Source organism: Riemerella anatipestifer, from assembly GCF_035666175.1.
Classification (GTDB): Bacteria; Bacteroidota; Bacteroidia; order Flavobacteriales; family Weeksellaceae; genus Riemerella; species Riemerella anatipestifer_D.
In genome coordinates this window covers 964,748-984,728 of record NZ_CP142016.1, presented here as the reverse complement: position 1 = coordinate 984,728, position 19,981 = coordinate 964,748, and the positions used below count along the sequence as shown (strand labels likewise).

Here is a 19,981-nt window from a genome sequence, read left to right as displayed (position 1 = left end):
ATAATGGAAACAATACCTTACCTCATAAATTATAAATGGGAATGTTCTAACTTAAAGAAAATGCCCATAGAGTTAGCTTTAAAAAGGCTAAGTAACTTATTCAATTACAAAGAAAACCAAATTATATCTGTTTCAGGTCTTATAGAATTGGGTAAAATCTATAAGCTATCTTCTGCAGACTTAGAGCATATTATAAGTTTACAAAAAACAGAGCCTGATTTATTTAGACTATCTAAAATCATATCTAAAATGGATAAACTATCCATGATTAAGGATATTAAAAATGTAAAAACACTATTACATAAATCTTTAGACGCTATATATAATGAGAAATACGGTAGATAAAAAAGCAAAACGCAAATATAATGCGTGTTACAGGCTTAGAAGAAAGGGCGTTAAAATAAAGACACATCTAAAAACAATCTATGGTGATAGCTGTGTAGAAGAAAACAAAGCCGCCAAGATACTTCTAAAAGAGTTTCATTTTGTAATCCAAACTCAATTACTGCTATGAATAAGGAACTAAAGGCTTTTGTGGAGGCATATGCTAAAACAAGAAAAAAGCAAAAAATTAAAGTGTTCAACTTCAATACTTTCAGAAATGAAAAATCTAATCTTAAAGTTAGCCCTAAAGCTAACTAATAAAACAATACTCAAAAAACACTGGTAAAATGAAACTATTAAAAATATTTTTTAATAATAAAAAATTATCTATATTTGTACTGCCAAACTCATTTTTTAGCAGTGTAAATCATAGAATTTGCATTAGAAATAACAACCTAGGCGTAGTTTTTCTCTATTCTTATGGCACTGCTATAAGTGGGTTTGGCGACTCAGAGGAGGCTACGCTTTCTTTATTTTTAACGAAAAATAAAATTTTTACTAATGCCAAACCCAGTAAAAGTTTTAGCACAAGGGAACAACAGTACCTTATTGCTAACGCACAGCCCAGCGACAGGGCAGTACACTCTAGAAAACTTAATCTTCATTTCAGAAAAGCTCAAGGCTCGTTTCTTTCGTATTTCAACACGAAAAGATGGCTACAACATCATACTTGGGCTAGACAAGAAAAAGGCTTACTTTGGGCGTTCTTCCACATTCTCGAAGGCACTCAGCAATCTTATAGAAGATATGAAGCGTGGGGGCGTAGAGCTGCCTACAATAGCTGCTTAAACTTAAAAAAATCACTCAACTTTAAATGGTTCCCTGCACTATGCATTTAGTGTAGTGTGGGGATTTATTAACTCGTTTTAATAAGAACATATGCCTTACATCAAAAAAGAATTTATAGACAAAGTCCTCTTTAATACCGATATACTAAGTGTTTTTCAACAGTTAGGGATAAGAGTAGAGAAAAAAGGAGCACACTACTGGTGTCTATCTCCTTTCAAGGAGGAGAAAACGCCCAGTTGTCAAATTAAGGCAAATACCCAAAGATATATAGACTATTCTTCAGGTATCTCTGGAGATGCTGTAAGCCTCTTAATGGAGGTAAAAAGAATGACTTACCCAGAGGCAATAGAAGAACTGGCTAAAATGCAAGGCTTACAAATGGAATACGAAAGCCAAGCCGACACAGACCAGTATAGAGCTAAAAGGGCTAAAGAAAAAGATTTGAGGAAATATTTAATTTCCTTAAACAAGAAATTTCAAGAAAACTTATATCAGCTTCCAAAAGACCACCCAGCTTGGCAAGAAATACAAAAGAGAGAATATACAGATGAAGTAATAAAGGAGTGGCAAATAGGTTATGCTCCTGGAGATAATTTTATCTACGAGTTATTTAAAAAAGCAGGTAATGTAGAAGCTGCTAAACAGCTAGGTTTAGTAAACGACAAGAATAATGATAAAATCTGGAATCGTTTAACTTACCCTATCTTTGATAGTCAAGATAATATCATAGGTTTTGCTCATAGGGACCTCACTGGAGATAAAAAATCTGCTAAGTGGATGAATCCTCCAGAAACAGAGCTATATAGAAAAGAGAAAGTTCTTTATGGTCTGAATGCTGCTAAAAATGCCATAGTGAAAACAGGGAGAGTTTGGCTGTTAGAAGGTTATAATGATGTCATCGCTTGGCATAGATTAGGGCTAGAAAACTCAGTAGGTATTTGTGGTACTGCATTAACGCATGTACATATTAAAACGCTGAAAAAACTCACAAACAAAATAACGCTTTGTCTAGACCCAGATGCTGGAGGCAAAAAATCTATGCTCAAATATATTCCTCAGCTAATTATAGAAGGCTTTTCAGTAGAAGTATGCCAATTACCAGAGGATATAGATCCAGATGATTATAGCAGAAAATATGCTGTACAAATAGAAGATATAGGCTTACTACACTCGCTCCAAGAGTATTTAATTACAGGGTTCAAAGTGTTATGTTTGGAGAAGCTAGAGGGTGATGAGTTAGATAGAGCTAATGGGATTAAATTTTTAGCGGAAACAATATCAAAAATCCCAGATACTACTCTTAAAAACATATATACGGACCAGCTCATAAAAGAATCAAAGCAAAAACCTGCTTTTATTCGTAATTTGATGAAAGAAAAGGAGGCAGAAGTTATCCAGATAAGTAATGATTTACAAGAGCTATATGACTTTCCAAAGGGAGTTAAAGACCATAAAGAGTTGGTTCCAATTATAGAAAAATATCAGTTGTTCATTGCTAATAATCAGATATATATACAAGATACATTTGACTATCCAGTAAGATTTAAAAGTATCAGTAACTTTTCTATTGAAATATTACAACACATGAACGATGAGAAGTTTGCGGCAAAACTTCTCAGAGTTTCTAATATACACGGAGACGAAAGGATTTTTGATGTAAGGGCAGATGCTCTTACCACGCCTTTGGATTTTAAAAAACAATGTGCCAATCAAGGCAATTTCCAATGGAATGGAAATCAAAAAGAGTTGGATAAATTAACCGCTTATCTCTATGATAATATGGGCGTGGGTAGGCGTGTAGATGTTTTAGGCTGGAATGCTGAAGGCTTTTATGCTTGGAACAACTCGGTTACCATACCAGGGCAGTCAAGCATACCGATTGATAAAAATGGTATTTTCCATTTTGATGGTCATTCTTACTATGTACCTTCAGCAAACGAAATTTATAGAGCTAATCCCTATAAATTCATGCAACAAAAGCGGGTGCAGCTTAAGTCGTGGTCTGTACCTATGGTAGATTATTTGGCACAAATGGTTAAGGTACACAGAGACTATGGGGTCATAGGTATGCTGTTTGCCTTTGCATCTGCCCATCAAGACATTATTGTGAGTGTTGCAAAAGGCTTTCCTATAATGTTTTTATACGGACCACCTTCTACAGGTAAAGACGAACTTTACGGTTGTCTGAAAAAAATGTTCGGTATAGCCAAAACTGACTTCATAAACTTAGAAAATAAACAAAGTACAGGTAAAGCTAAACTTCGTGCTTTTGGAGAGTTTTCTAATATGCTTGTACATCTATCTGAATATACCAATGGTGATGGTGATATAGATGGAATGCTTAAAGGGCTATGGGATAGAGGTTCTTATAAAAGAGCCACCTTAGACTCTATGGTAAGTACCGATTCTTCTCCTATACTTTGTGCAGCTATTGTTACAGGGAACCAATCCCCAACAGATGATGCCGTGCTTACTAGATTGTTATATGGAGAAATGATAAAAAACCAATTCTCATTAGAGGAAAAAAAAGAATTTGAAAAATTAGAGAATATGACTACGGATAACATAACGGCTTATATGGAAAAGTGCATTTGGTACCGCCCTTTATTTGAGCAAAAGTTTGCAGATAAGTTTTATATGTACAAAAAAATAATATCCGCAAGACCTGCGTTTAAGGGCATGATAGACCGTATCATTACCAATTACTCCATATTAGGAGCTACACACGAGTTATTGAAAGATACAAATGATTTTGTATTTCCTTTCACAACTCAAGATATGTTAGAAATATTTGATACCTGGGCAAGTAATCTTAAAACAAAACTTGATAATGCGAATGTAATGGCTAAGTTCTGGGATGTGTTTGTAGCTTGTTTGTATGGTACAGAACTGAGTAGGCTTCAGCGTGGGGTTCATCTTGAGGTTGCAGATAACAAACTCTATCTTAGATTTACTGAGGTCTATAATCGTATCCAAACGGAGTGGTTCCCTCGTTTTTCAGAGTCGTGTCCTGCTAAGGGAACATTGAGAGAGAAGCTACGAGAGTCTAGTAGTTTTGCAGGAGAGGTTAAATCCTACAGATTTGGAAATAATATCAATACTTCTGCCTATACAGTAGATTTGAATAAACTAGAGAATAAGGACTCTATCCTATTTGCTTTAAACATACAACAAGAAGAACAGTATAAAAAATCAACAGGAATGGATAATTTATTTGTCCCCCCTGCAACCCCCAATTCCCAAGGGTCTATAGAAGAAAGTTCTGAGAAGCCCGAGTTTTGATATTTTTTTACCCTTTTTTAAAGGCGAATGCCCCAAACGGCAAAAATATTTTCCAACATTTCCAACAGCCTTTAATTTATTATAAAAGAGTAATTTAAGTATAAAAGTAATGTTGGAAAGTTGTTGGAAGTTGTTGGAAGTTGTTGGAAGTGCTTTTAGGTTTCCAACAGTTTCCAACAGAAATAGAGGTATATTTTAATGTAATTGTCTGAAATACAGTAATGTTGGAATGTTGGAGAAATAAATTCTAAAATGACCCACCTAAATAAAAAAATGTTTCCAAAGCACAATATAGAACACGATAATAAAATAGCCGTAAAAAACTTACTAGGCAAAGCTCCTAAATTCATTGAGTTTGCTCCAATGTTTTTCTGTGAGTTTTTTGAAGGTTTAGATGTTATGCAGATTTATAGTGAAAAGACTAAAGAATATCTATTTGGCATCTATGCTGCTGGGCGTTTGGTAGGACACTGTTATTTTGGAGATAAATATACAACAAAGGAGTTAGCCGATATAGCTGATTGCTATCTACCTAAGAAGTATGACGAAATGAAAGAATACAGATTGAAGCACACAGATATTTGGTACCATAAATATCATATTTCACAGTATGCTTGGATTTATGAAAGAGTTATAGAAAAAATTAAATAATAAGAAGAATGAAAAATAAGATGACAAAACAAGAAAAATTGCAAGTTATAACGGATAATATCAGATATAAATTTCCAAGACTGGTAGACAAAGAACCAATGCTGACCGATGTTTTAGCTTGGTTAAGTCTTCTTAAAGAAGTATGTTTATGTTATTTAGACCATCATAGTTTTTTAGTGATAGAAAAACCAGGCAAATTTTATTATCAAGTAATAGACATCACGAAACCTTACCTCAAAGACCAACCCAATGAGGTAATAAAATTTCTATACAAATTCACTAAAAATGAAACTACCTAAGGATAGATTTAGATTTAAGCCCAAAACAACAAGTACAAAATTTAATTTACAAACAATAAATAATTATGAAACTACAAAAAAATCATAGACAACGATAACCAAATACAAAAATTAAAACAACAGCTATGAATAAAATACATGAAAACTGGTCTGAAATAGAAAGAGCAGAAGAACTAGCAAGAGAAAAAACAGGAGACCCTGAAGCAGGATTTAACGCCTCTACCTTTTGGTTTGGAGAAAGACATCTAATGATTCCGTGCCTATACCGAAAGAAAAAAGGAAAGAAAGGGCAAGAAGTATTTACTAAATCGTATTCAGAAATTATGCTTTACGCCAAATATTGTCCTTTTTCTGGAAAGCCTTTGTATGAAGATGTATAATATCAACTATTTTTTTATTTACTCGGTTTAAAATTTTTAAACCGAGTAAAATTTTTTTGTATTTTTGTTGAAAAATGAAAGGGCAATTTGAATACTTATGTCAGCTAAAGCTCATACCAATAAGTATGTTAAAAATAGAAAACTCAGTAAATGAGATTTTGTTATTAAGTAATTCTATATCTGATACTTATTTTACACCAGGTACGGCACACATGGCTATAGAAAGAAAACAAGCTGCATCTGGAATTTATTATGAAACACAAATAACCTATTCTATTCCTGGAACGCCTAGCATAGAAGAAATGGATAAGTTCAGTAGTTATGGAGCTATTTGTGCCACTACTCATTCGGGAAGGAACATTGTTTTACACAACAATGATGTGTTTATGAATACGCCTTTAGTATTTAATATAGAAGGAGATTTAAAAAAAACAATCATAAAAACATCAATACAAACCTTAAAAATACCATGATACAACTTTATCCTATAGAAGTACCAGGCTATTTAATCCCTTTTATTATCAAAGAATTAGGAGATGCGGAAGTATTGTCTTATACGGAGAGCTTTAGTAGGATAATTATAAATCCCAACTCGTCATTGGGGAGGTTTATAAGAAATGGGATATTGCCAAGCTATAAGGTGAAAAATTATTGTTTGACAATATATACCAAAAAGTTAGGCTCAAAAAAAGCCTTTTCGGCAGAGCTGATGGAGTTTCATTCCTCTGCTGAATATAGAGTAGACTTATCTTTTGATGAGTTGGACTCGTTCTACAAATTTTTAGACTCTAGTTTTAAATCCTGTTTTTATTTTTTTGTAAAGGGTTATTGTGCAGGATCATCATCTCCAGCTAAAATAAAAGCTGCTATTTGGAAATTTATAGAAGATTATGAACTTTCCGAATACGGTTATGATGAAAAAATATTACGACACTATTACTATTCATTTAAAAAAAAAGGAGCTTTACATAAGCACTTCAATAATGAGAGAATAGGGGAGCTTTTTTTCAGATAAAATAGTTTGGCACGGAAAAAATAAATACAGGTTTACTTTTGGTCCAAAATTTTGCAAATGGCTAATTTTAGACTTAATGCTACCAAACCAAATAAAAACGCAGGACTACCCACTCCTAAATCAGAACTCTATCTTCTTTATGTAGAAGATATAATATCTATGCCAACGGCTAATCCTAAAGGGGTTATCACGGAGGGTAATATTGTAATAGCAGACGGTCGTAGATTTCATGTTTTATATTTAACACCATCTACACAGACTCATAATAGAGATACTGAAGGTGATGTAGATAGCAGAGGATGGAAGAAGAAAATTACGGGGCATTATCCAGGAGACGAAATAGAAATAAACGAGTTTGTAAAAAACAATACAAATCAAGGGTTTGTAATTGTAAGTAAAACCTGCAATTCGGAGTATAAAAGAATTTATGGAAGCAAATGCAACCCATTATATTTTACGGGAGCATATGTAGATGATAGTGAGAAAAAGGGCTATGAGCTTACTTTTGAGCAAGAATTTGCAGACAATGATCCTGTTCTATTCTATAATGGGAACATTTTAGTAGATGAAGACGCTCTAAACCCTAGTGGTCTTGAGGCAGCTTCTAGTATTTTTGTTAAACTAGATGCTTCCAATATTACTCCTAACAATAAAAATCTGCTGAAGAAAGCTTTAGATATAGGGGAAATGCCTACTAATGCAGCAACTATAGACGAAGGGGATAAAGAAGGTACAGTTTACACTAAAACACAAGCAGATAAACTTGTAAAAAACATCGCCAACTCCACTTTAGATACCACAGAGGAAGGTGGTGTTAATCAGATGTATGATTACAGATGGAATGTATCACAGGATGTTGGTTTCTCAATGTATACAGGTGAGGGTTTAGGATTAGGTGTAAAAGATACCTCATTTAGATTAAGTAGCGGATATTTCAATGTTACCCAAGGGACAGGAAATGGAAGGACTGAATTAACTGTACAAAAAAAAGGTATAGAATTATCTTATAGTGCTAATCACGATAGTGATGATGATATATACGCTTCAATAGGTATAGAAAATGGTAAAATACATTTGATTGGTGTAACTGATTTAGTTCCAGAGAATATTTCTGATGTTAAACAATTAGTTGTGAATAGTAGAGGCGATGTATATTCTGCCGAATTTTCACAAGATACTTTACAATCTGTTGTAAATAGAGACAATTATACTCCTAGAGATATACTATTTAGAAAAGAATCTAATGATAGAAAAGAAATTAGATTTGGAACAGATATTCCCACAGCTTCACTCTATTTTGGTACTTTTAATAAGTTAAGCACAGGAAATTACAATGTAAGCTATGGTATTGGTGCGTTAGAGAATAATACTACAGGGGAAACAAATACAGCAATAGGAGGCTATACATTGTATAGTAATACAGTAGGAAAACATAATACAGCAATAGGTACTTCATCACTACAAAAATTAAATGATGAATCTACTGATGCTAATGATAATAGTTACAATCTAGCTATTGGGAGTAGCTCTGGATTTAGTCTAAAAAAAGGAGGTAGAAATACCTTTATAGGGCAAGCAACAGCCTATAATTTACCTAAATCTTATTCTAATACATTCATAGGGCAAGCAACAGCCTTTAGTCTTAAATCAGAAACTATTGATATAGATGATATCAAGTCTTTATCACCTGTAGTAGCTAAATCTGCATTTATGGCAAAAAATAATACAGGTAAGCAATATTTTGGTATAGACCCCAATGATCCCAATGATAATTATACATTGCACTCTGGAATGAACACATTTGTGGGAAATATTCTTACAAGTACTAATGGACCAGATAAGGCTGTAATGTCTACCATCATAGGACAATCTCCTTATTGGAATTTATTGTACAGATGTTATAATAACCTTTTCATAGGTTCTGGTAATTATTCTACTTATGGTAGAGTGCAATATCTTAACTCTGTTGTTATAGGAAATAATTTGGATTTTGGAGTAGGTTCTGGATTTAGAGACAATATATTATCCATACACAATGATAAGCATAATTTCACAAAAATAGATGATGGTTTAATAACAGGAAAGTTTGATGAAAGATGGCTAAAAATAAATGGACAACTCAAACTAGACCTTAATAGAACAGCCAGTGCAGATGGAGATACATTATTTAATAAAATAGTAATGATGAAAGGTGATGGTACAGTTGGAATAAGAAGTGTAAATGATTTTGCAAGGATATTATCGGAAGATGTAAGTAGAATTGTTGCAGGTTCTGTTCAACAAATGGTATCTGGATTATTTGATGCTATCAACAGAATGGAAAGAACCATATATGACTTAGAACAAAGAATAGAACAATTAGAAAGTAATAACCCTTAAAATTTAAAAAAATGCAAAAAATAGCAATACAGTCTAATAGAGATTTAATGTTTCCACCAATACACAAAGGCATTGTAACAATGGAAATAGACTTAATTCAAAACAAACCTACTGAAAATAAGTATGAACTAAGAATTATAGATACTTGTACTAAAGAGGTAGAAGAAGAGGTAAATGAGGTAGAACCAACAACTCAAGAAACTATTACTAAAAAAATAATGGTAATTAAAAGATTAGGTACTCCTGTAACAAGAATTAAAACCTATACTTATGAGGAACTAGAACAATTATCAAAGTTACTTAGGTTAAATCTGGAAGATTTTGAGTCTTATACAGATTATATAAATGAGTTGTTTAGGAAAGGACTACTCATTATCACTCAAAAAGAGTGTCAAGAAGGTCAAGGTATGTATTTCTCTGAAGCACAAGATTGGGAAATTGTTAAAGACTAAAATTAAAAGTTATGAAAATACTTTTCCTACAAAAAATAAAAGGGGTTAAATGGTTTGAGAAACTTCCAAAGTCTAGTGAGTTTCCAAGACATTATATTACTCTGATAGATTTAGAAATTCAGTTGTCTGATGGATATATCCTAAAGATAGATAAGGGCTTTATTTGGGACGGTGCGAGTGTACCAAGTTGGCTGCACTGGCTATTTCCTCCGATAGATGAAGGGGCTTTAGCTGACCTTATACACGACAAGTTATGGACGGAAAAGCAAAAGCAGTTTGAGTATTTTGGATACAACATCTACAAAGCTCGGAAGTTTGCTGATGACGAAAGACTGCTTTGGAGAAAAGCCCTCGCTCCAAAAAGGCGAGTTTTCAACTGGATAAGCCACAAGGTTATAAGATTATTAGGCGGTTTCTTCTATTCACAACAATTAAAAATACCAAAATAAATGATAGCAGAAATTTTAAAACAAAACTATGAGGGTCTATATACACAGCTTATACAAGTGTGCTTTATTTGGATAGCCGTATTACTTGCTATAATTGTAGACTTCTACTTTGGACTTAAAAAAGCCCAAGAAATGGGAGAGGCAACGACTTCCGAAGGATACCGAAGAACGATAAACAAATTCGTCTATTATTATTCGATGATGTTCTTCGCACTAACTTTTGATTTTTTAGATGTAATAACCCCAACGATATTACCTTTTCCTCTATCGCTGACCCCTTTATTTTCTGTGTTTTGTGCTGTAGCCTTAATATTCACAGAAGCTAAGTCGGTTAGAGAAAAAGCCGAGGATAAAGTAAGGCGAAAAGCGGATAAAAGCTTTGCAGAATTACTAGAAATATTACAAAAACGAGAAGATGTAGTAAGTCAAATATTTGACCATTTAAAAAACCAAAAAAATAATGAAAACAATTCTACAACTAATTCTTAGTATTTTATTTTTAGCTTCTTGTGGTTCAGTTAGAAAAAATAAGCAGACGCAAGAAATGACACAATTTAAAACAGAGAATGATAGCTTATTTAATTCAGTCAGCAGTAAGTTATCTGAGGCATTAAATGAAAATAAAAGCCTCAAAGCAGAAAATACCTCATTCAGAAATGAGATTGAGAATTATCAATCTAAAATAAAAGTGATTCAAGAAAAAAGTCTCTCCGAAAGCTCCGAAGATTTGTTAATAGAAAATGCCAAAGGAGTTGTGAAGCTAACCGATAAGAATGGTAATATTTATGAGATTGGAGCGGATAACGGCACTAAGATATTAAGAACAACTACAGCAAAGTTGCAAAAGGAATTGTCGGAAAAAGTCAGCGAAATAAATAGCCTTAAATCCACCATTGAAAAACAACGCAAGACCATAGATAAATTAAATACAAAGTCAAGTGAAGTTCTAAAGGAATATGATAAGTTATATAAGTTTTCAAAAAAGCAAGGAGAATTTATAACTGAGCTACAAGAGTCTTCAAAAACAGACCGAAAAAATATACCTCTATGGGTTTATGTAATTATTGGAATTTCAATAATCCTTATTTGGGAATTTTCAAAATACGCTATTAAATCAAGATTAAAAATTTAAAAAATGGATAAAATCACACTACAAAGAATTGAACTTTTGCACCCAAAATTAAGGGAAGAAGCTAAAGCTATTTATAAGGAAATTTGCGAGGCTCTTACAGGAAAAGCTATTTGTAGATTTACTCACACACTCCGAACTTTCAAGGAACAAGATGAACTCTACACAATAGGTAGAACAAAAAAAGGAAGAAGAGTAACCAATGCAAAAGGTGGACAATCTTACCATAATTATGGACTGGCTATTGATATCTGCCTATTAGTAGATAAAGACAATAACGGAACTTACGAAACAGCTGTGTGGGACACAAAAGCCGACTTTGACAATGATAAAGTAGCAGATTGGCAAGAAATTGTAGCTATATTTAAACGCTATGGTTGGACTTGGGGCGGCGATTGGAGATTTACTGACCCTCCACACTTTCAAAAAACTTTTGGTAAGTCTATTGCAGATTTGCAAGGGTTATATAATAGGCAAAAGACAGAATATGTTAGTTTCTAATATCGTCAAATGCAAGTAAAAACAAAAACCACCATAACGGTGGTTTTTTTAATGGATACACTTTATGTAAAAATAGTTTGGCATAATGTAAAGGTGGTATTTTTCAATTTCGCAGTATGAATATACTATCAGAAATACTACGAGATGTTTGGTTGATGGAAACACCAACTCCCAACTATTATAGACCAATAGTAGATAATATCTTATCAGGTAAAATAACAGATGCGGAAAAGCCATTGGTTTATACGGTTCTTTCAAAAAGAGAATCTTTAGCTAGTGGAGATATTATTGAAAAGGACAAAGTGGCTGTTATTTCTATGATTGGTCCTATGACCAAGTATAATACTGGGTGCGATTATGGGGCAGAGTATTTTGCTTCTGAAATAATGAAAGCTCAAAATAACGAAGAAATTAAAGGGATTATTCTCTTCATGGATGGTCCTGGAGGAAATGCTAATGCAATTACTTTGTTTCAAGCTCTTAAAGGTAAAATTACTAAGCCTATAGTTTCTGTAGTTGATACAGCTTGTTCGTTACATTATTGGATAGCTTCTATGCTATCAGACCATATCATGCTGAATAATGATTTTACAGCAGAAGTTGGAAGTATAGGAGCTATGATAGTATTTGAAAAGCCAAACAATGAAATTAAAATTATTAGACCTAAAGAAAGTAAGGATAAAAATCAAGCTATCGTAGAGGCATTAGAGGGTAATTTTTCTGCACTAGAAGAAAGGTTATCTGTATTAGCCCAAAGATTTCAGAAAGAAGTTAAAGAGGCTAGACCTAAGATAAAAGAAGAAGCCATCTTTGGTAAAACATATACAGCTCAATCCGCTATAGATGTGGGCTTAGCAGATAGCTTTGGTGGGATAACCGAAGCTTACAATCTTATTCTTGCTAAATCAGAATTAACCAAAATAAATAAATAGATGAAGTTTTTAAAGATGTTAGCGGCACTTCTAAGCATTAAAGAAGTCGCCCAAAAAGAAAACAAAGTAGAACTCAGCAACGAGCAATCTACCAAATTAACAGAACTCTTAGGAGATGAACAAGCACAGCTTCTAATTGAACAAGCTAATGCAGAACTAGCGGAAGTGAAATCTGTTAAGGAAGAACTTTCTGAGGTAAAATCTAAACTGGAACAATCTAGTGAAGACATTAAAGCCAAAGAGGACAAGTTAGGAGCATTGACCACCAAAGTGGACCAACTGCTAGAAGAAAACAAGGATTTAAAAGCCAAAGTAGAGAAGCTATCTGGAGAGCCAGAAGATGTGGTGAAAGAAGTGGTAAAGCAAGTAAAAGAAATAGGCGTGGCAGAAAAAGTATTTGAACAAGGAGGGCAATTATTTGGGTTGCAAGGTAAATTTTGGGAGGCTTCTTCGCCATGGAATGCGAAAGCATTAGCAGGAGCTAAAGGTTCTACAACAGACTTTAAAAGTTCTGTAGTTATTCAAAGAATGAACGATGAGTTCTTAGATTATGTAAGAACCTATCCAGAGAAAATAGAGTCTTTATTCAACTCTTATTTTAATTTGCCAGAACATTGGCCAAGAGTTACGGGTGTAATGGATAGACTAATGTCTGCAACTATTTCTGTGGCTAATGTTACCCAGCCTAGAAAAGCCAGATGGGCTCCAAAAGGCGATATTGTTTTTAAAGCAGAAGAAATGTTTGTGCGTCCTACTCAGATTGACTTACAGTTTAATTATTGGGAGATGCAGAAGATAGAGACGAACTGGTTAAATGGCTTTAACAAAGTAGGTAACCAAGCCTATAAAATGCCGTTTATCGTTTTCTTGTTGGGTGAATTCTTAAAGAAAGCTAGACAAGAAGATGCAGATGTGTTGATTAGAGGGGTTTGGGTGCCAACACCAGAAGAAAGAGAAAAAGACAAACCTGGGCATTATTTACATAGGAATGATGGTTTGCTAAAACTCATTTTTGATGCTAGACTAGCCAACAAGTACAGACCTTTTAACTTAGGTAGATGGACCTTTGCCAATGCTTTAGATTATGTAGATAGCTTTATTAAACAGTTACCAGAGAATGTACGAAGTACAGAGCAGTTACAAATGTTAATGTCGCCGTCTAAAATTTTAGACTATAAGCGTAGAGCAGAGCAAATCTATGGTGGTAATACCGATTACAAAGGTTATCCAGAAACGCCTAAAGATTATACAAATATTAAGTTTGTTCCTTTACAATGGTTAGAAGGTTCAGATGTTATTATTGTTACCACAATGGATAACATTAAGGTATTTGAATACAAGCCAGAGGAAAAGTCGCTATTTACAATAGAGAAATTCTTAAGAGATATTTATGCATTTGCAGATTACAGAATTGGTATTGGTATTAACCATATCGGTTTAGCTACCGTACCAGGCGATAAACTCGCTTTGGCTAAGCAGATGATTTGGACGAATAATACGCCATTGTTTAACTCTGATTTCTTCGCTACTTGTTATGATAATAAGACAGGTATCTTAGAAGTAAGACACAACCGTGTAAAACCAGATATTGACTTTACAACGGATATTGTTGAGATTACAGGTAATGTAGGAGATATTTTGGTAATTAGAGGGGATATTTCTTTTGCTTCAGAAGTTAAGGTTAAAAGAGGAGCAAAATTAGATTTAACGAAGGACTTTAACCTTAAAACAGGAGGTGATTTAACTCTGATTAAAAAAGCAGATGGAACATATAAAGAAGTAAGTAGAACCACTTCTCCAGCCCTAGAACCTACTTATAAATCTTTTGACACATTGTCTTTAGATTATAAAGCAGACGAATATGTGTATAAAGGAGAAAATGGAACTCTAGAAGCCATTACAGGTGGTGAAGAAGGCAACCGTTTGAGAATCCAAGCTGCAGAAGGTAAGACCTTAACGATTGATACCGTAGATGGAAACATCAAGGTAGATAGTCAGGTGGTACTAGATGCACCTAGCAAATTCTTAGACTTAGTCTTTGTAAACAATGTTTGGGTGGAAATCAATAAAGGATAATTAACCAATACTAGGCAGTAGCTTTGGTTGCTGCCTAGATTTAATAATATTAAAAAAAATGAGACAAGTTTTAAAAGCATCAAGCAATGCGGGGTTACCAACTCCAAAAAGAGGCGAAGCAATATTAGCTTTAAATAAAGAAATTATAAAACACCCAGTAGTAGGTGCGGATTTGGTAACATTAGAAGGTAACTATATCTTTAAACCAGGAGCCACTTTCATAAAGTTGTACATGACGCCATCTACACAAGCTGCAACTTCTGAAGCTGGAGGAAATCCAGATGGAATGGGAAGTAAAAACAAATTTGTAGGAGAGCACCCTGGTACAGAAAAGGAAATTATGTCTTTTCTTAAAAGATATGCTAATGAAGGGTTTATAATATTCTATGGAGGCTGTGGCACTTCTGAGTATAAGGTAATGGGTAGCCAGTGTCACCCAATGAAATTATCTCCTGCAACTAAAGATGATAAAGATGGTAATGTAACTACTCTTACTTTTGAGCAGGAAATGCTGAACGATGATAGAGTGATGTTCTATAACGGTCCTATTTCTTTTGCAAATCCATTTCAAGCTACAGGTTCTAGCTTTGCCTTATCTAGTGCTAATGGTAATGTGGTGAAGTTAGCTTCTGCTTCTACAACAGCTAATATTAGTTTTTCAAGTTCAGATTTTGAACATGGGCAAACGGTTAGTTTCATAGGAGGTGGTGGAGCTGATCCGTATAAGATAAAAAATAATGCATCTGGAGCGGTAGCCGTCTTAACTAAAGATGGGGCAGACTGGATAGCGTTAGAGGGAGCCGTTATAGACTTTAGGGTTACGGTTGCTGATAAGACCTATTTGGTGGAAGTCGCTAGGAGATAGCCTTATAAATTAGATTAGCACGGCAACTTATTTAAGTTGCCGTTTTTTGTAATAAATATTATACGATGAAAAATATAGCGATAAAAATTTTAAAAACAGAAAAAGACCAAGTTAAAAGATTCAATGCCTTATTAGGCGTTTTTATAAATTCAAACGGAAATCCTAACCTCATAAGGTCCTATAATGCTAGAGGATTTAATCCTACATTACTAGAAACGCTAGAGTATGATGTTAAACAGCATTTAGCAATAACAGATGCTGATTTGGCAAATTTCAAGGAAGATACTCAAGAACAGGTACAGCAGACTTTATTGGTAGATTCAACCATAGAAGAGCAGGTTAAATCTAATCCAGAATCAAGGACTATTTTTATGAATATCCTTAAGGAAATGAACGAAGAAGAGAAAACGGGGCTAAGGTTTTCATCGGAGTATCCTTTCTTAAGAGATAAAGATTGTCCTAACGAGCTGAAAATACTAGCAAATGATGCCATTACATCATTTCACACTTTTAAGGAGCTACATCAAGAGTTATTTGATAAAGTAGCAAATGTAGCAGAGCCTGAGCTTACAGAGGAACAAATTTTCAAAATTGCTAATGAATTGCTAGAAAATTTTGAGTTAAATAGAGAAATTCACGCAGAATTAGAGTATTACAAAGAGCATAAAGATTTCCTAGCAGAACACCCTATTTTTGAGGACTATAGGATAGAAAAAGAAATAAAAGAGATGACTGCTGAAGAACTAGCTAAAGCTAAAAATAATTTAAAGGCTAATATTTCTAAAAAGAAAAAAGCCCTTAAAGAAACAGATGATGAAGAAAGAAAATCTAAACTTTATCAAGACCTAGCAATGTTAGAGAAAAAGCAAAAGTTAGTAGATGAAAGACTCAAAGAAAAATAAATACTTTTCTATATCCTCGTTATGTGAGGATAAAAGCAAAGTATATCCAGAGGTAAAATCAGTATATCTTAACAAACACTTAGAACGAGTTGAAAACTTAAATCAACTCGTTAGAATACCTCAAGAAGGAGAAGTATTTTTTTTACAAACAGAAAAGGCGTTTAATGCGTTCACTTTTATTCCTTGGATAGCTAAGCTACACTTTATAGAAGAATTGTATGCCAGTACATATAGTATCAGCAGAAGGGTAGTAGAAGCCTTGCAAGAGCTTCAGCAAAACGGTAGAGTTGGAAAAGTAACGCTCCTTATTTCCGACTCTATGCCAAAAAGAAATCCGTTAACAATAGATGTGTTAGAAGGGGTATGTAAACATAATGGCAATTTTAATGTTAAATACTTCTGGAATCACTCTAAAATATGTTTGCTTAAAATAGATGGTTTTCATTTGGTATTAGAAGGGTCTGGAAATTGGAGCGAAAACGCCCAGCTAGAGCAATATGTATTGGCTAACTCAAAAGAAGTATTTGAATTTAGAAAAACAATATTTGAATGATAGATATACTAAAATGTTTGGACTAGTGGTTTTACAAAATGCTAGTTTCACGCTTGTAAGTAGGGCAAGAAATAGCGATAGTATAGCTTTTCATACCATAGCGAGTGTGCTGAGTAATGGGATATGGTTATTAGTGATTAAGAATGTCGTTCAAAATTTTGATAGTCCTGTGCTTATGCTTACCTATCTTATAGGTTCTGTGGTAGGTAGTGTTTTGATGCACTATATCTCTATGAATTATTTTGAAAAGAAAAGGAAATGATACTACTATCAGATGAAGAATATACCCAAATAGAGGATTTGGCAGGGGCGGGTTATGGTACCAATAAAATAGCTATGTACTTAGATGTTCCGTATAGGGATTTTATGAAAGAATGGAACAAACCTAATTCTAAGGTGCGTTATCATTATGAAAGAGGGATATTGAAGGTAGATGCTAATGCAGGAATGAAGTTAGCGGAAAATGCTATGAGTGGAAATATAACAGCACATCAGCAGCTAGAAAAAGTAAGAAGAGGACAGCTTTTAGCAGAACTGAAAAAAAAATACATCTATGGCGAAGAAGAAATTAACGGACTACAATCTTGATGATTTATATGAATGGATAGAGAATGGTCGTATAGATGATATGCCTGAGGAATTTTTCCAGTATGTTAATTTATTGGATAAAATTAGGGCAATGAGACTTAGGCACGATGTTTTTGGAACTAAAGAGGCTATCATAAAACATTTAATTGCTTTTGAGCCAGATTTAAAAGGAAATAGGCTAAAAGCCGTTCAGTTCTACAATGAAACCATAGAGTATTTCTATTCAGATAACGAAATATCTAAAGCAGCTTGGCGAAATTTATACGCTGATGATTTAGATAATGCATACAACTTAGCTATGGCACTAGCAGAATCTGTAACAGATATAGAAAAAGCGTCTAAAATAAAGGAACGAGCTTTTAAATTTAGAGGTTTAGACAAAGAAGACCCTATAGAAACTCCAGAAGATGCTTTAAGAAAGCCGTTCAAAGTCTATACTATGGATATGGGTAAGCATTTTGAGCTACCAAATGAAGACCGTAAGGAGATAGAGCTTTGGATAGATGCAAATACAAAAGAACTTACCGAGAAGGCAAGGGATAGAATAAAGCAAGAGGTATTGATATTACCAGTTAAAGTGTTTGAAGATGAAGAAGAAAATCCTCGTAAAAACTGATTTTAATGATGTAGAAGTTCGCTATGCATCGTGGTTGAAAACATTAGTAGATTTAATGCAACCACAAAATTTGTTTTTAGTTTTAGGGCGAGGCACAGGGAAGACAACGGACTATCAAGCAGAGAGATTGATGGATATTTGTTACGATATGCCAGGGTGTTATATAGGTATCGTGGGAGATACTTATACCAATCTTCTTAAAAATGTTGTGCCGTCCATCATTGAGGGGTGGAATCGTAAAGGTTGGGTAGAGGGTATTCATTATGTCGTAGATAAACCGCCTCCACAGCACTTTAAAAAACCTTACAAAGCTCCGCAAACCTATAAACATACTATTTCCACATTTCTAGGTAATTTTTTTAATTACATATCTATGGATACGCCTAGTTCTGGGGCGGGTAACTCCTACCAACATTTGGTGGGAGATGAGACTAAATATCTAGAAAAAAGGAGAATAGACCGTTTATTTCCTGCTTTGCGTGGAGACTCCACTATATTTGGGCATTCAGCTTATTATTTGGGGCTTACATTTACTACAGACTATCCTAATATCATTATGCCAGGAGAGTATGATTGGATTTTGGATAGAGAAAAGGAAATGAATAGAAAGCAGATGAAATATCTTCTGCAAATATCCTTAGAGTTAAATGAAGCTAAAGCAGATGCTATACATTATGCTAGAAAGCGTAATAAAAGGCTACTCCAAAAAACGCAGCGAAAAATTGCCAAAATTTCGGAGCTTTGGGAGCGACTTAGAAAAAATTCTACATTTTTCTATATGGCATCTAGTTTTGTCAATGTAGATATTTTAAGGTTAGATTACTTTAAAACAGCTCTAGCTGCTTTAGGAATGGTAGAGTTTAATACTGCCGTACTAACCTTGCCTCCAGAGGTAGAAGAAGGACAAAAGTTTTATGTGGCTTTTGAGGATAAACATATTTATGATGATGGTATTAACTTTAAGTATTATCAGCAATTCAATACAGGAGATGATGCGGAGCTAACCTCGTTAGGGTTGAATTATGTTAATCACAACACCAAACTTGAACTTGGAATAGACTTCGGAGACCAGTGTTCTATGGTAGTGGCACAGTCTAATAAAGAATATATTAGAGTGCTTAAAAATTTCTGGACACTAGCACCACAATCCTCAGAGGCGTTATGTTCTAAGTTTTTAGACTTTTTCAAATATCATAAAAGAAAAGAGATTGATTTGTACTATGACCGTTCTGGAAATCAGTATCAACAACTGGGGCGAGATTGGGCGACAGAGATTAAAAAGTTTTTGGAGTATGATGCGAATGGTATTCGTACAGGTTGGGTAGTAAATCTAATGAGCCGAAACCAAGGCAATATAGAGCAACAAACAGAATTTATGATGGCTAAAGCGATGATGAATAGAACTTATCCTGAGCTTCCAGGTATTCTAATAGACCGTTACCAATGTAGGGAGCTTGTATCTTCTATGAATGTAGCGAAGCAAATCGTAAAACCAAACAAAAGAGGTACAAACCAGCTATTCAAGGATAAAACTTCGGAGAAACTAGAGTTAAGTAAACGCCCAATGTATTCCACCAATATGTCAGACGCACTCAAATATTTGATATGTCGCCGTCCTTGGATACAATTACTCAAAAAACAGAAGGTAGAGTTTAATGCTCCAGAAGCTATTGAGTAAAAAAATAAAAAAAGTTACTAAAAAACTTGCGTAATAACCAAAAGATTATTATATTTGTAGT

At 34.0% G+C, this 19,981-nt stretch carries 25 protein-coding genes; all 25 read left to right on the top strand.

All coding sequences use genetic code 11. The features are described 5' to 3' along the window. Positions 1 to 3 precede the first annotated feature (3 nt). The 25 genes from VIX88_RS04895 to VIX88_RS04775 all read left to right on the top strand — a co-directional run bounded on the left by VIX88_RS04895 (position 4) and on the right by VIX88_RS04775 (position 19,920). Positions 4 to 345 (top strand): hypothetical protein, encoded by a 342-nt coding sequence (locus tag VIX88_RS04895; RefSeq protein ID WP_214194100.1) that lies wholly within the window; start codon positions 4 to 6, stop codon positions 343 to 345. Then, complete coding sequence (locus VIX88_RS04890; RefSeq protein ID WP_214194099.1) at positions 326 to 514, top strand: hypothetical protein; 189 nt, start codon at positions 326 to 328, stop codon at positions 512 to 514. Before VIX88_RS04895 ends, VIX88_RS04890 begins: the two co-directional genes overlap by 20 nt. Further along, positions 511 to 642 (top strand): hypothetical protein, encoded by a 132-nt coding sequence (locus VIX88_RS04885; RefSeq protein WP_261390765.1) that lies wholly within the window; start codon positions 511 to 513, stop codon positions 640 to 642. Before VIX88_RS04890 ends, VIX88_RS04885 begins: the two co-directional genes overlap by 4 nt. 243 nt (positions 643 to 885) lie before the next feature. Continuing rightward, on the top strand, positions 886 to 1,173 hold the full coding sequence (locus VIX88_RS04880) for a hypothetical protein (protein ID WP_214194098.1): 288 nt from the start codon (positions 886 to 888) through the stop codon (positions 1,171 to 1,173). 90 nt (positions 1,174 to 1,263) lie between these two features. Next, entirely contained in the window at positions 1,264 to 4,455 is a 3,192-nt protein-coding gene (gene dnaG, locus VIX88_RS04875) for a DNA primase (RefSeq protein WP_214194097.1), read from the top strand. Positions 4,456 to 4,728: 273 nt separating this feature from the next. Further along, positions 4,729 to 5,106: a hypothetical protein gene (locus tag VIX88_RS04870; protein WP_214194096.1), complete on the top strand. Its 378-nt coding sequence runs from the start codon at positions 4,729 to 4,731 to the stop codon at positions 5,104 to 5,106. Between the two features lie 8 nt (positions 5,107 to 5,114). Then, positions 5,115 to 5,405, top strand: coding sequence for a hypothetical protein (locus VIX88_RS04865; protein WP_214194095.1), 291 nt, complete (start codon positions 5,115 to 5,117; stop codon positions 5,403 to 5,405). A gap of 125 nt (positions 5,406 to 5,530) precedes the next feature. After that, on the top strand, positions 5,531 to 5,785 hold the full coding sequence (locus VIX88_RS04860) for a hypothetical protein (RefSeq protein ID WP_214194094.1): 255 nt from the start codon (positions 5,531 to 5,533) through the stop codon (positions 5,783 to 5,785). A 125-nt stretch (positions 5,786 to 5,910) separates the two neighbouring features. After that, positions 5,911 to 6,258 (top strand): hypothetical protein, encoded by a 348-nt coding sequence (locus VIX88_RS04855; protein WP_214194093.1) that lies wholly within the window; start codon positions 5,911 to 5,913, stop codon positions 6,256 to 6,258. After that, positions 6,255 to 6,800, top strand: a complete 546-nt coding sequence (locus VIX88_RS04850) for a hypothetical protein (protein WP_014938208.1) — start codon at positions 6,255 to 6,257, stop codon at positions 6,798 to 6,800. Before VIX88_RS04855 ends, VIX88_RS04850 begins: the two co-directional genes overlap by 4 nt. Before the next feature lie 57 nt (positions 6,801 to 6,857). Then, on the top strand, positions 6,858 to 9,179 hold the full coding sequence (locus VIX88_RS04845; protein ID WP_222535153.1) for a hypothetical protein: 2,322 nt from the start codon (positions 6,858 to 6,860) through the stop codon (positions 9,177 to 9,179). A gap of 11 nt (positions 9,180 to 9,190) precedes the next feature. Further along, positions 9,191 to 9,631 (top strand): hypothetical protein, encoded by a 441-nt coding sequence (locus VIX88_RS04840; RefSeq protein WP_079207830.1) that lies wholly within the window; start codon positions 9,191 to 9,193, stop codon positions 9,629 to 9,631. An 11-nt stretch (positions 9,632 to 9,642) separates the two neighbouring features. Further along, the gene (locus VIX88_RS04835; RefSeq protein ID WP_079207832.1) at positions 9,643 to 10,080 is read left to right on the top strand and encodes a DUF1353 domain-containing protein; all 438 of its coding nucleotides are present in this window, start codon (positions 9,643 to 9,645) and stop codon (positions 10,078 to 10,080) included. After that, positions 10,081 to 10,569 carry a phage holin family protein gene (locus VIX88_RS04830; RefSeq protein WP_064971290.1) on the top strand — a complete coding sequence of 163 codons (489 nt, stop codon included), beginning with the start codon at positions 10,081 to 10,083 and terminating at the stop codon, positions 10,567 to 10,569. It abuts the gene before it with no gap. Beyond that, entirely contained in the window at positions 10,541 to 11,212 is a 672-nt protein-coding gene (locus VIX88_RS04825; RefSeq protein ID WP_214194091.1) for a hypothetical protein, read from the top strand. The genes VIX88_RS04830 and VIX88_RS04825 overlap by 29 nt, the downstream gene beginning before the upstream one ends. Before the next feature lie 3 nt (positions 11,213 to 11,215). Continuing rightward, positions 11,216 to 11,710: a M15 family metallopeptidase gene (locus VIX88_RS04820; RefSeq protein ID WP_214194090.1), complete on the top strand. Its 495-nt coding sequence runs from the start codon at positions 11,216 to 11,218 to the stop codon at positions 11,708 to 11,710. Positions 11,711 to 11,826: 116 nt separating this feature from the next. Then, positions 11,827 to 12,642, top strand: a complete 816-nt coding sequence (locus tag VIX88_RS04815) for a S49 family peptidase (protein WP_214194089.1) — start codon at positions 11,827 to 11,829, stop codon at positions 12,640 to 12,642. Further along, positions 12,643 to 14,718 carry a hypothetical protein gene (locus tag VIX88_RS04810; protein WP_214194088.1) on the top strand — a complete coding sequence of 692 codons (2,076 nt, stop codon included), beginning with the start codon at positions 12,643 to 12,645 and terminating at the stop codon, positions 14,716 to 14,718. Positions 14,719 to 14,776: 58 nt separating this feature from the next. Further along, positions 14,777 to 15,583: a hypothetical protein gene (locus VIX88_RS04805; RefSeq protein WP_214194087.1), complete on the top strand. Its 807-nt coding sequence runs from the start codon at positions 14,777 to 14,779 to the stop codon at positions 15,581 to 15,583. A 65-nt stretch (positions 15,584 to 15,648) separates the two neighbouring features. Then, positions 15,649 to 16,485: a hypothetical protein gene (locus tag VIX88_RS04800; protein WP_214194086.1), complete on the top strand. Its 837-nt coding sequence runs from the start codon at positions 15,649 to 15,651 to the stop codon at positions 16,483 to 16,485. Further along, positions 16,463 to 17,038, top strand: a complete 576-nt coding sequence (locus tag VIX88_RS04795; RefSeq protein ID WP_161398841.1) for a hypothetical protein — start codon at positions 16,463 to 16,465, stop codon at positions 17,036 to 17,038. The genes VIX88_RS04800 and VIX88_RS04795 overlap by 23 nt, the downstream gene beginning before the upstream one ends. Beyond that, positions 17,010 to 17,300, top strand: coding sequence for a DUF1145 domain-containing protein (locus VIX88_RS04790; protein ID WP_237190420.1), 291 nt, complete (start codon positions 17,010 to 17,012; stop codon positions 17,298 to 17,300). Before VIX88_RS04795 ends, VIX88_RS04790 begins: the two co-directional genes overlap by 29 nt. Then, positions 17,297 to 17,626, top strand: coding sequence for a hypothetical protein (locus VIX88_RS04785; protein WP_014938221.1), 330 nt, complete (start codon positions 17,297 to 17,299; stop codon positions 17,624 to 17,626). The genes VIX88_RS04790 and VIX88_RS04785 overlap by 4 nt, the downstream gene beginning before the upstream one ends. Further along, a complete protein-coding gene (locus VIX88_RS04780; protein WP_222535150.1) occupies positions 17,592 to 18,242 on the top strand; it encodes a hypothetical protein in 651 nt (216 codons plus the stop codon). Before VIX88_RS04785 ends, VIX88_RS04780 begins: the two co-directional genes overlap by 35 nt. Beyond that, positions 18,214 to 19,920 (top strand): hypothetical protein, encoded by a 1,707-nt coding sequence (locus VIX88_RS04775; protein WP_214194084.1) that lies wholly within the window; start codon positions 18,214 to 18,216, stop codon positions 19,918 to 19,920. The genes VIX88_RS04780 and VIX88_RS04775 overlap by 29 nt, the downstream gene beginning before the upstream one ends. The last annotated feature ends 61 nt before the right edge of the window (positions 19,921 to 19,981 follow it).

Excerpts from the sequence above, each read along its gene's own strand:
- VIX88_RS04890 (WP_214194099.1), top strand. The coding sequence starts at position 326 with ATGAGAAATACGGTAGATAAAAAAGCAAAACGCAAATATAATGCGTGT.
- dnaG (WP_214194097.1), top strand. The coding sequence starts at position 1,264 with ATGCCTTACATCAAAAAAGAATTTATAGACAAAGTCCTCTTTAATACC.
- VIX88_RS04835 (WP_079207832.1), top strand. The coding sequence starts at position 9,643 with ATGAAAATACTTTTCCTACAAAAAATAAAAGGGGTTAAATGGTTTGAG.
- VIX88_RS04820 (WP_214194090.1), top strand. The coding sequence starts at position 11,216 with ATGGATAAAATCACACTACAAAGAATTGAACTTTTGCACCCAAAATTA.
- VIX88_RS04775 (WP_214194084.1), top strand. The coding sequence starts at position 18,214 with ATGAAGAAGAAAATCCTCGTAAAAACTGATTTTAATGATGTAGAAGTT.
- VIX88_RS04885 (WP_261390765.1), top strand. The coding sequence starts at position 511 with ATGAATAAGGAACTAAAGGCTTTTGTGGAGGCATATGCTAAAACAAGA.
- VIX88_RS04825 (WP_214194091.1), top strand. The coding sequence starts at position 10,541 with ATGAAAACAATTCTACAACTAATTCTTAGTATTTTATTTTTAGCTTCT.
- VIX88_RS04800 (WP_214194086.1), top strand. The coding sequence starts at position 15,649 with ATGAAAAATATAGCGATAAAAATTTTAAAAACAGAAAAAGACCAAGTT.
- VIX88_RS04880 (WP_214194098.1), top strand. The coding sequence starts at position 886 with ATGCCAAACCCAGTAAAAGTTTTAGCACAAGGGAACAACAGTACCTTA.
- VIX88_RS04795 (WP_161398841.1), top strand. The coding sequence starts at position 16,463 with ATGAAAGACTCAAAGAAAAATAAATACTTTTCTATATCCTCGTTATGT.
- VIX88_RS04865 (WP_214194095.1), top strand. The coding sequence starts at position 5,115 with ATGAAAAATAAGATGACAAAACAAGAAAAATTGCAAGTTATAACGGAT.
- VIX88_RS04850 (WP_014938208.1), top strand. The coding sequence starts at position 6,255 with ATGATACAACTTTATCCTATAGAAGTACCAGGCTATTTAATCCCTTTT.
- VIX88_RS04855 (WP_214194093.1), top strand. The coding sequence starts at position 5,911 with ATGTTAAAAATAGAAAACTCAGTAAATGAGATTTTGTTATTAAGTAAT.
- VIX88_RS04840 (WP_079207830.1), top strand. The coding sequence starts at position 9,191 with ATGCAAAAAATAGCAATACAGTCTAATAGAGATTTAATGTTTCCACCA.
- VIX88_RS04810 (WP_214194088.1), top strand. The coding sequence starts at position 12,643 with ATGAAGTTTTTAAAGATGTTAGCGGCACTTCTAAGCATTAAAGAAGTC.
- VIX88_RS04815 (WP_214194089.1), top strand. The coding sequence starts at position 11,827 with ATGAATATACTATCAGAAATACTACGAGATGTTTGGTTGATGGAAACA.
- VIX88_RS04845 (WP_222535153.1), top strand. The coding sequence starts at position 6,858 with ATGGCTAATTTTAGACTTAATGCTACCAAACCAAATAAAAACGCAGGA.
- VIX88_RS04830 (WP_064971290.1), top strand. The coding sequence starts at position 10,081 with ATGATAGCAGAAATTTTAAAACAAAACTATGAGGGTCTATATACACAG.
- VIX88_RS04785 (WP_014938221.1), top strand. The coding sequence starts at position 17,297 with ATGATACTACTATCAGATGAAGAATATACCCAAATAGAGGATTTGGCA.
- VIX88_RS04870 (WP_214194096.1), top strand. The coding sequence starts at position 4,729 with ATGTTTCCAAAGCACAATATAGAACACGATAATAAAATAGCCGTAAAA.
- VIX88_RS04860 (WP_214194094.1), top strand. The coding sequence starts at position 5,531 with ATGAATAAAATACATGAAAACTGGTCTGAAATAGAAAGAGCAGAAGAA.
- VIX88_RS04805 (WP_214194087.1), top strand. The coding sequence starts at position 14,777 with ATGAGACAAGTTTTAAAAGCATCAAGCAATGCGGGGTTACCAACTCCA.
- VIX88_RS04895 (WP_214194100.1), top strand. The coding sequence starts at position 4 with ATGGAAACAATACCTTACCTCATAAATTATAAATGGGAATGTTCTAAC.
- VIX88_RS04780 (WP_222535150.1), top strand. The coding sequence starts at position 17,592 with ATGGCGAAGAAGAAATTAACGGACTACAATCTTGATGATTTATATGAA.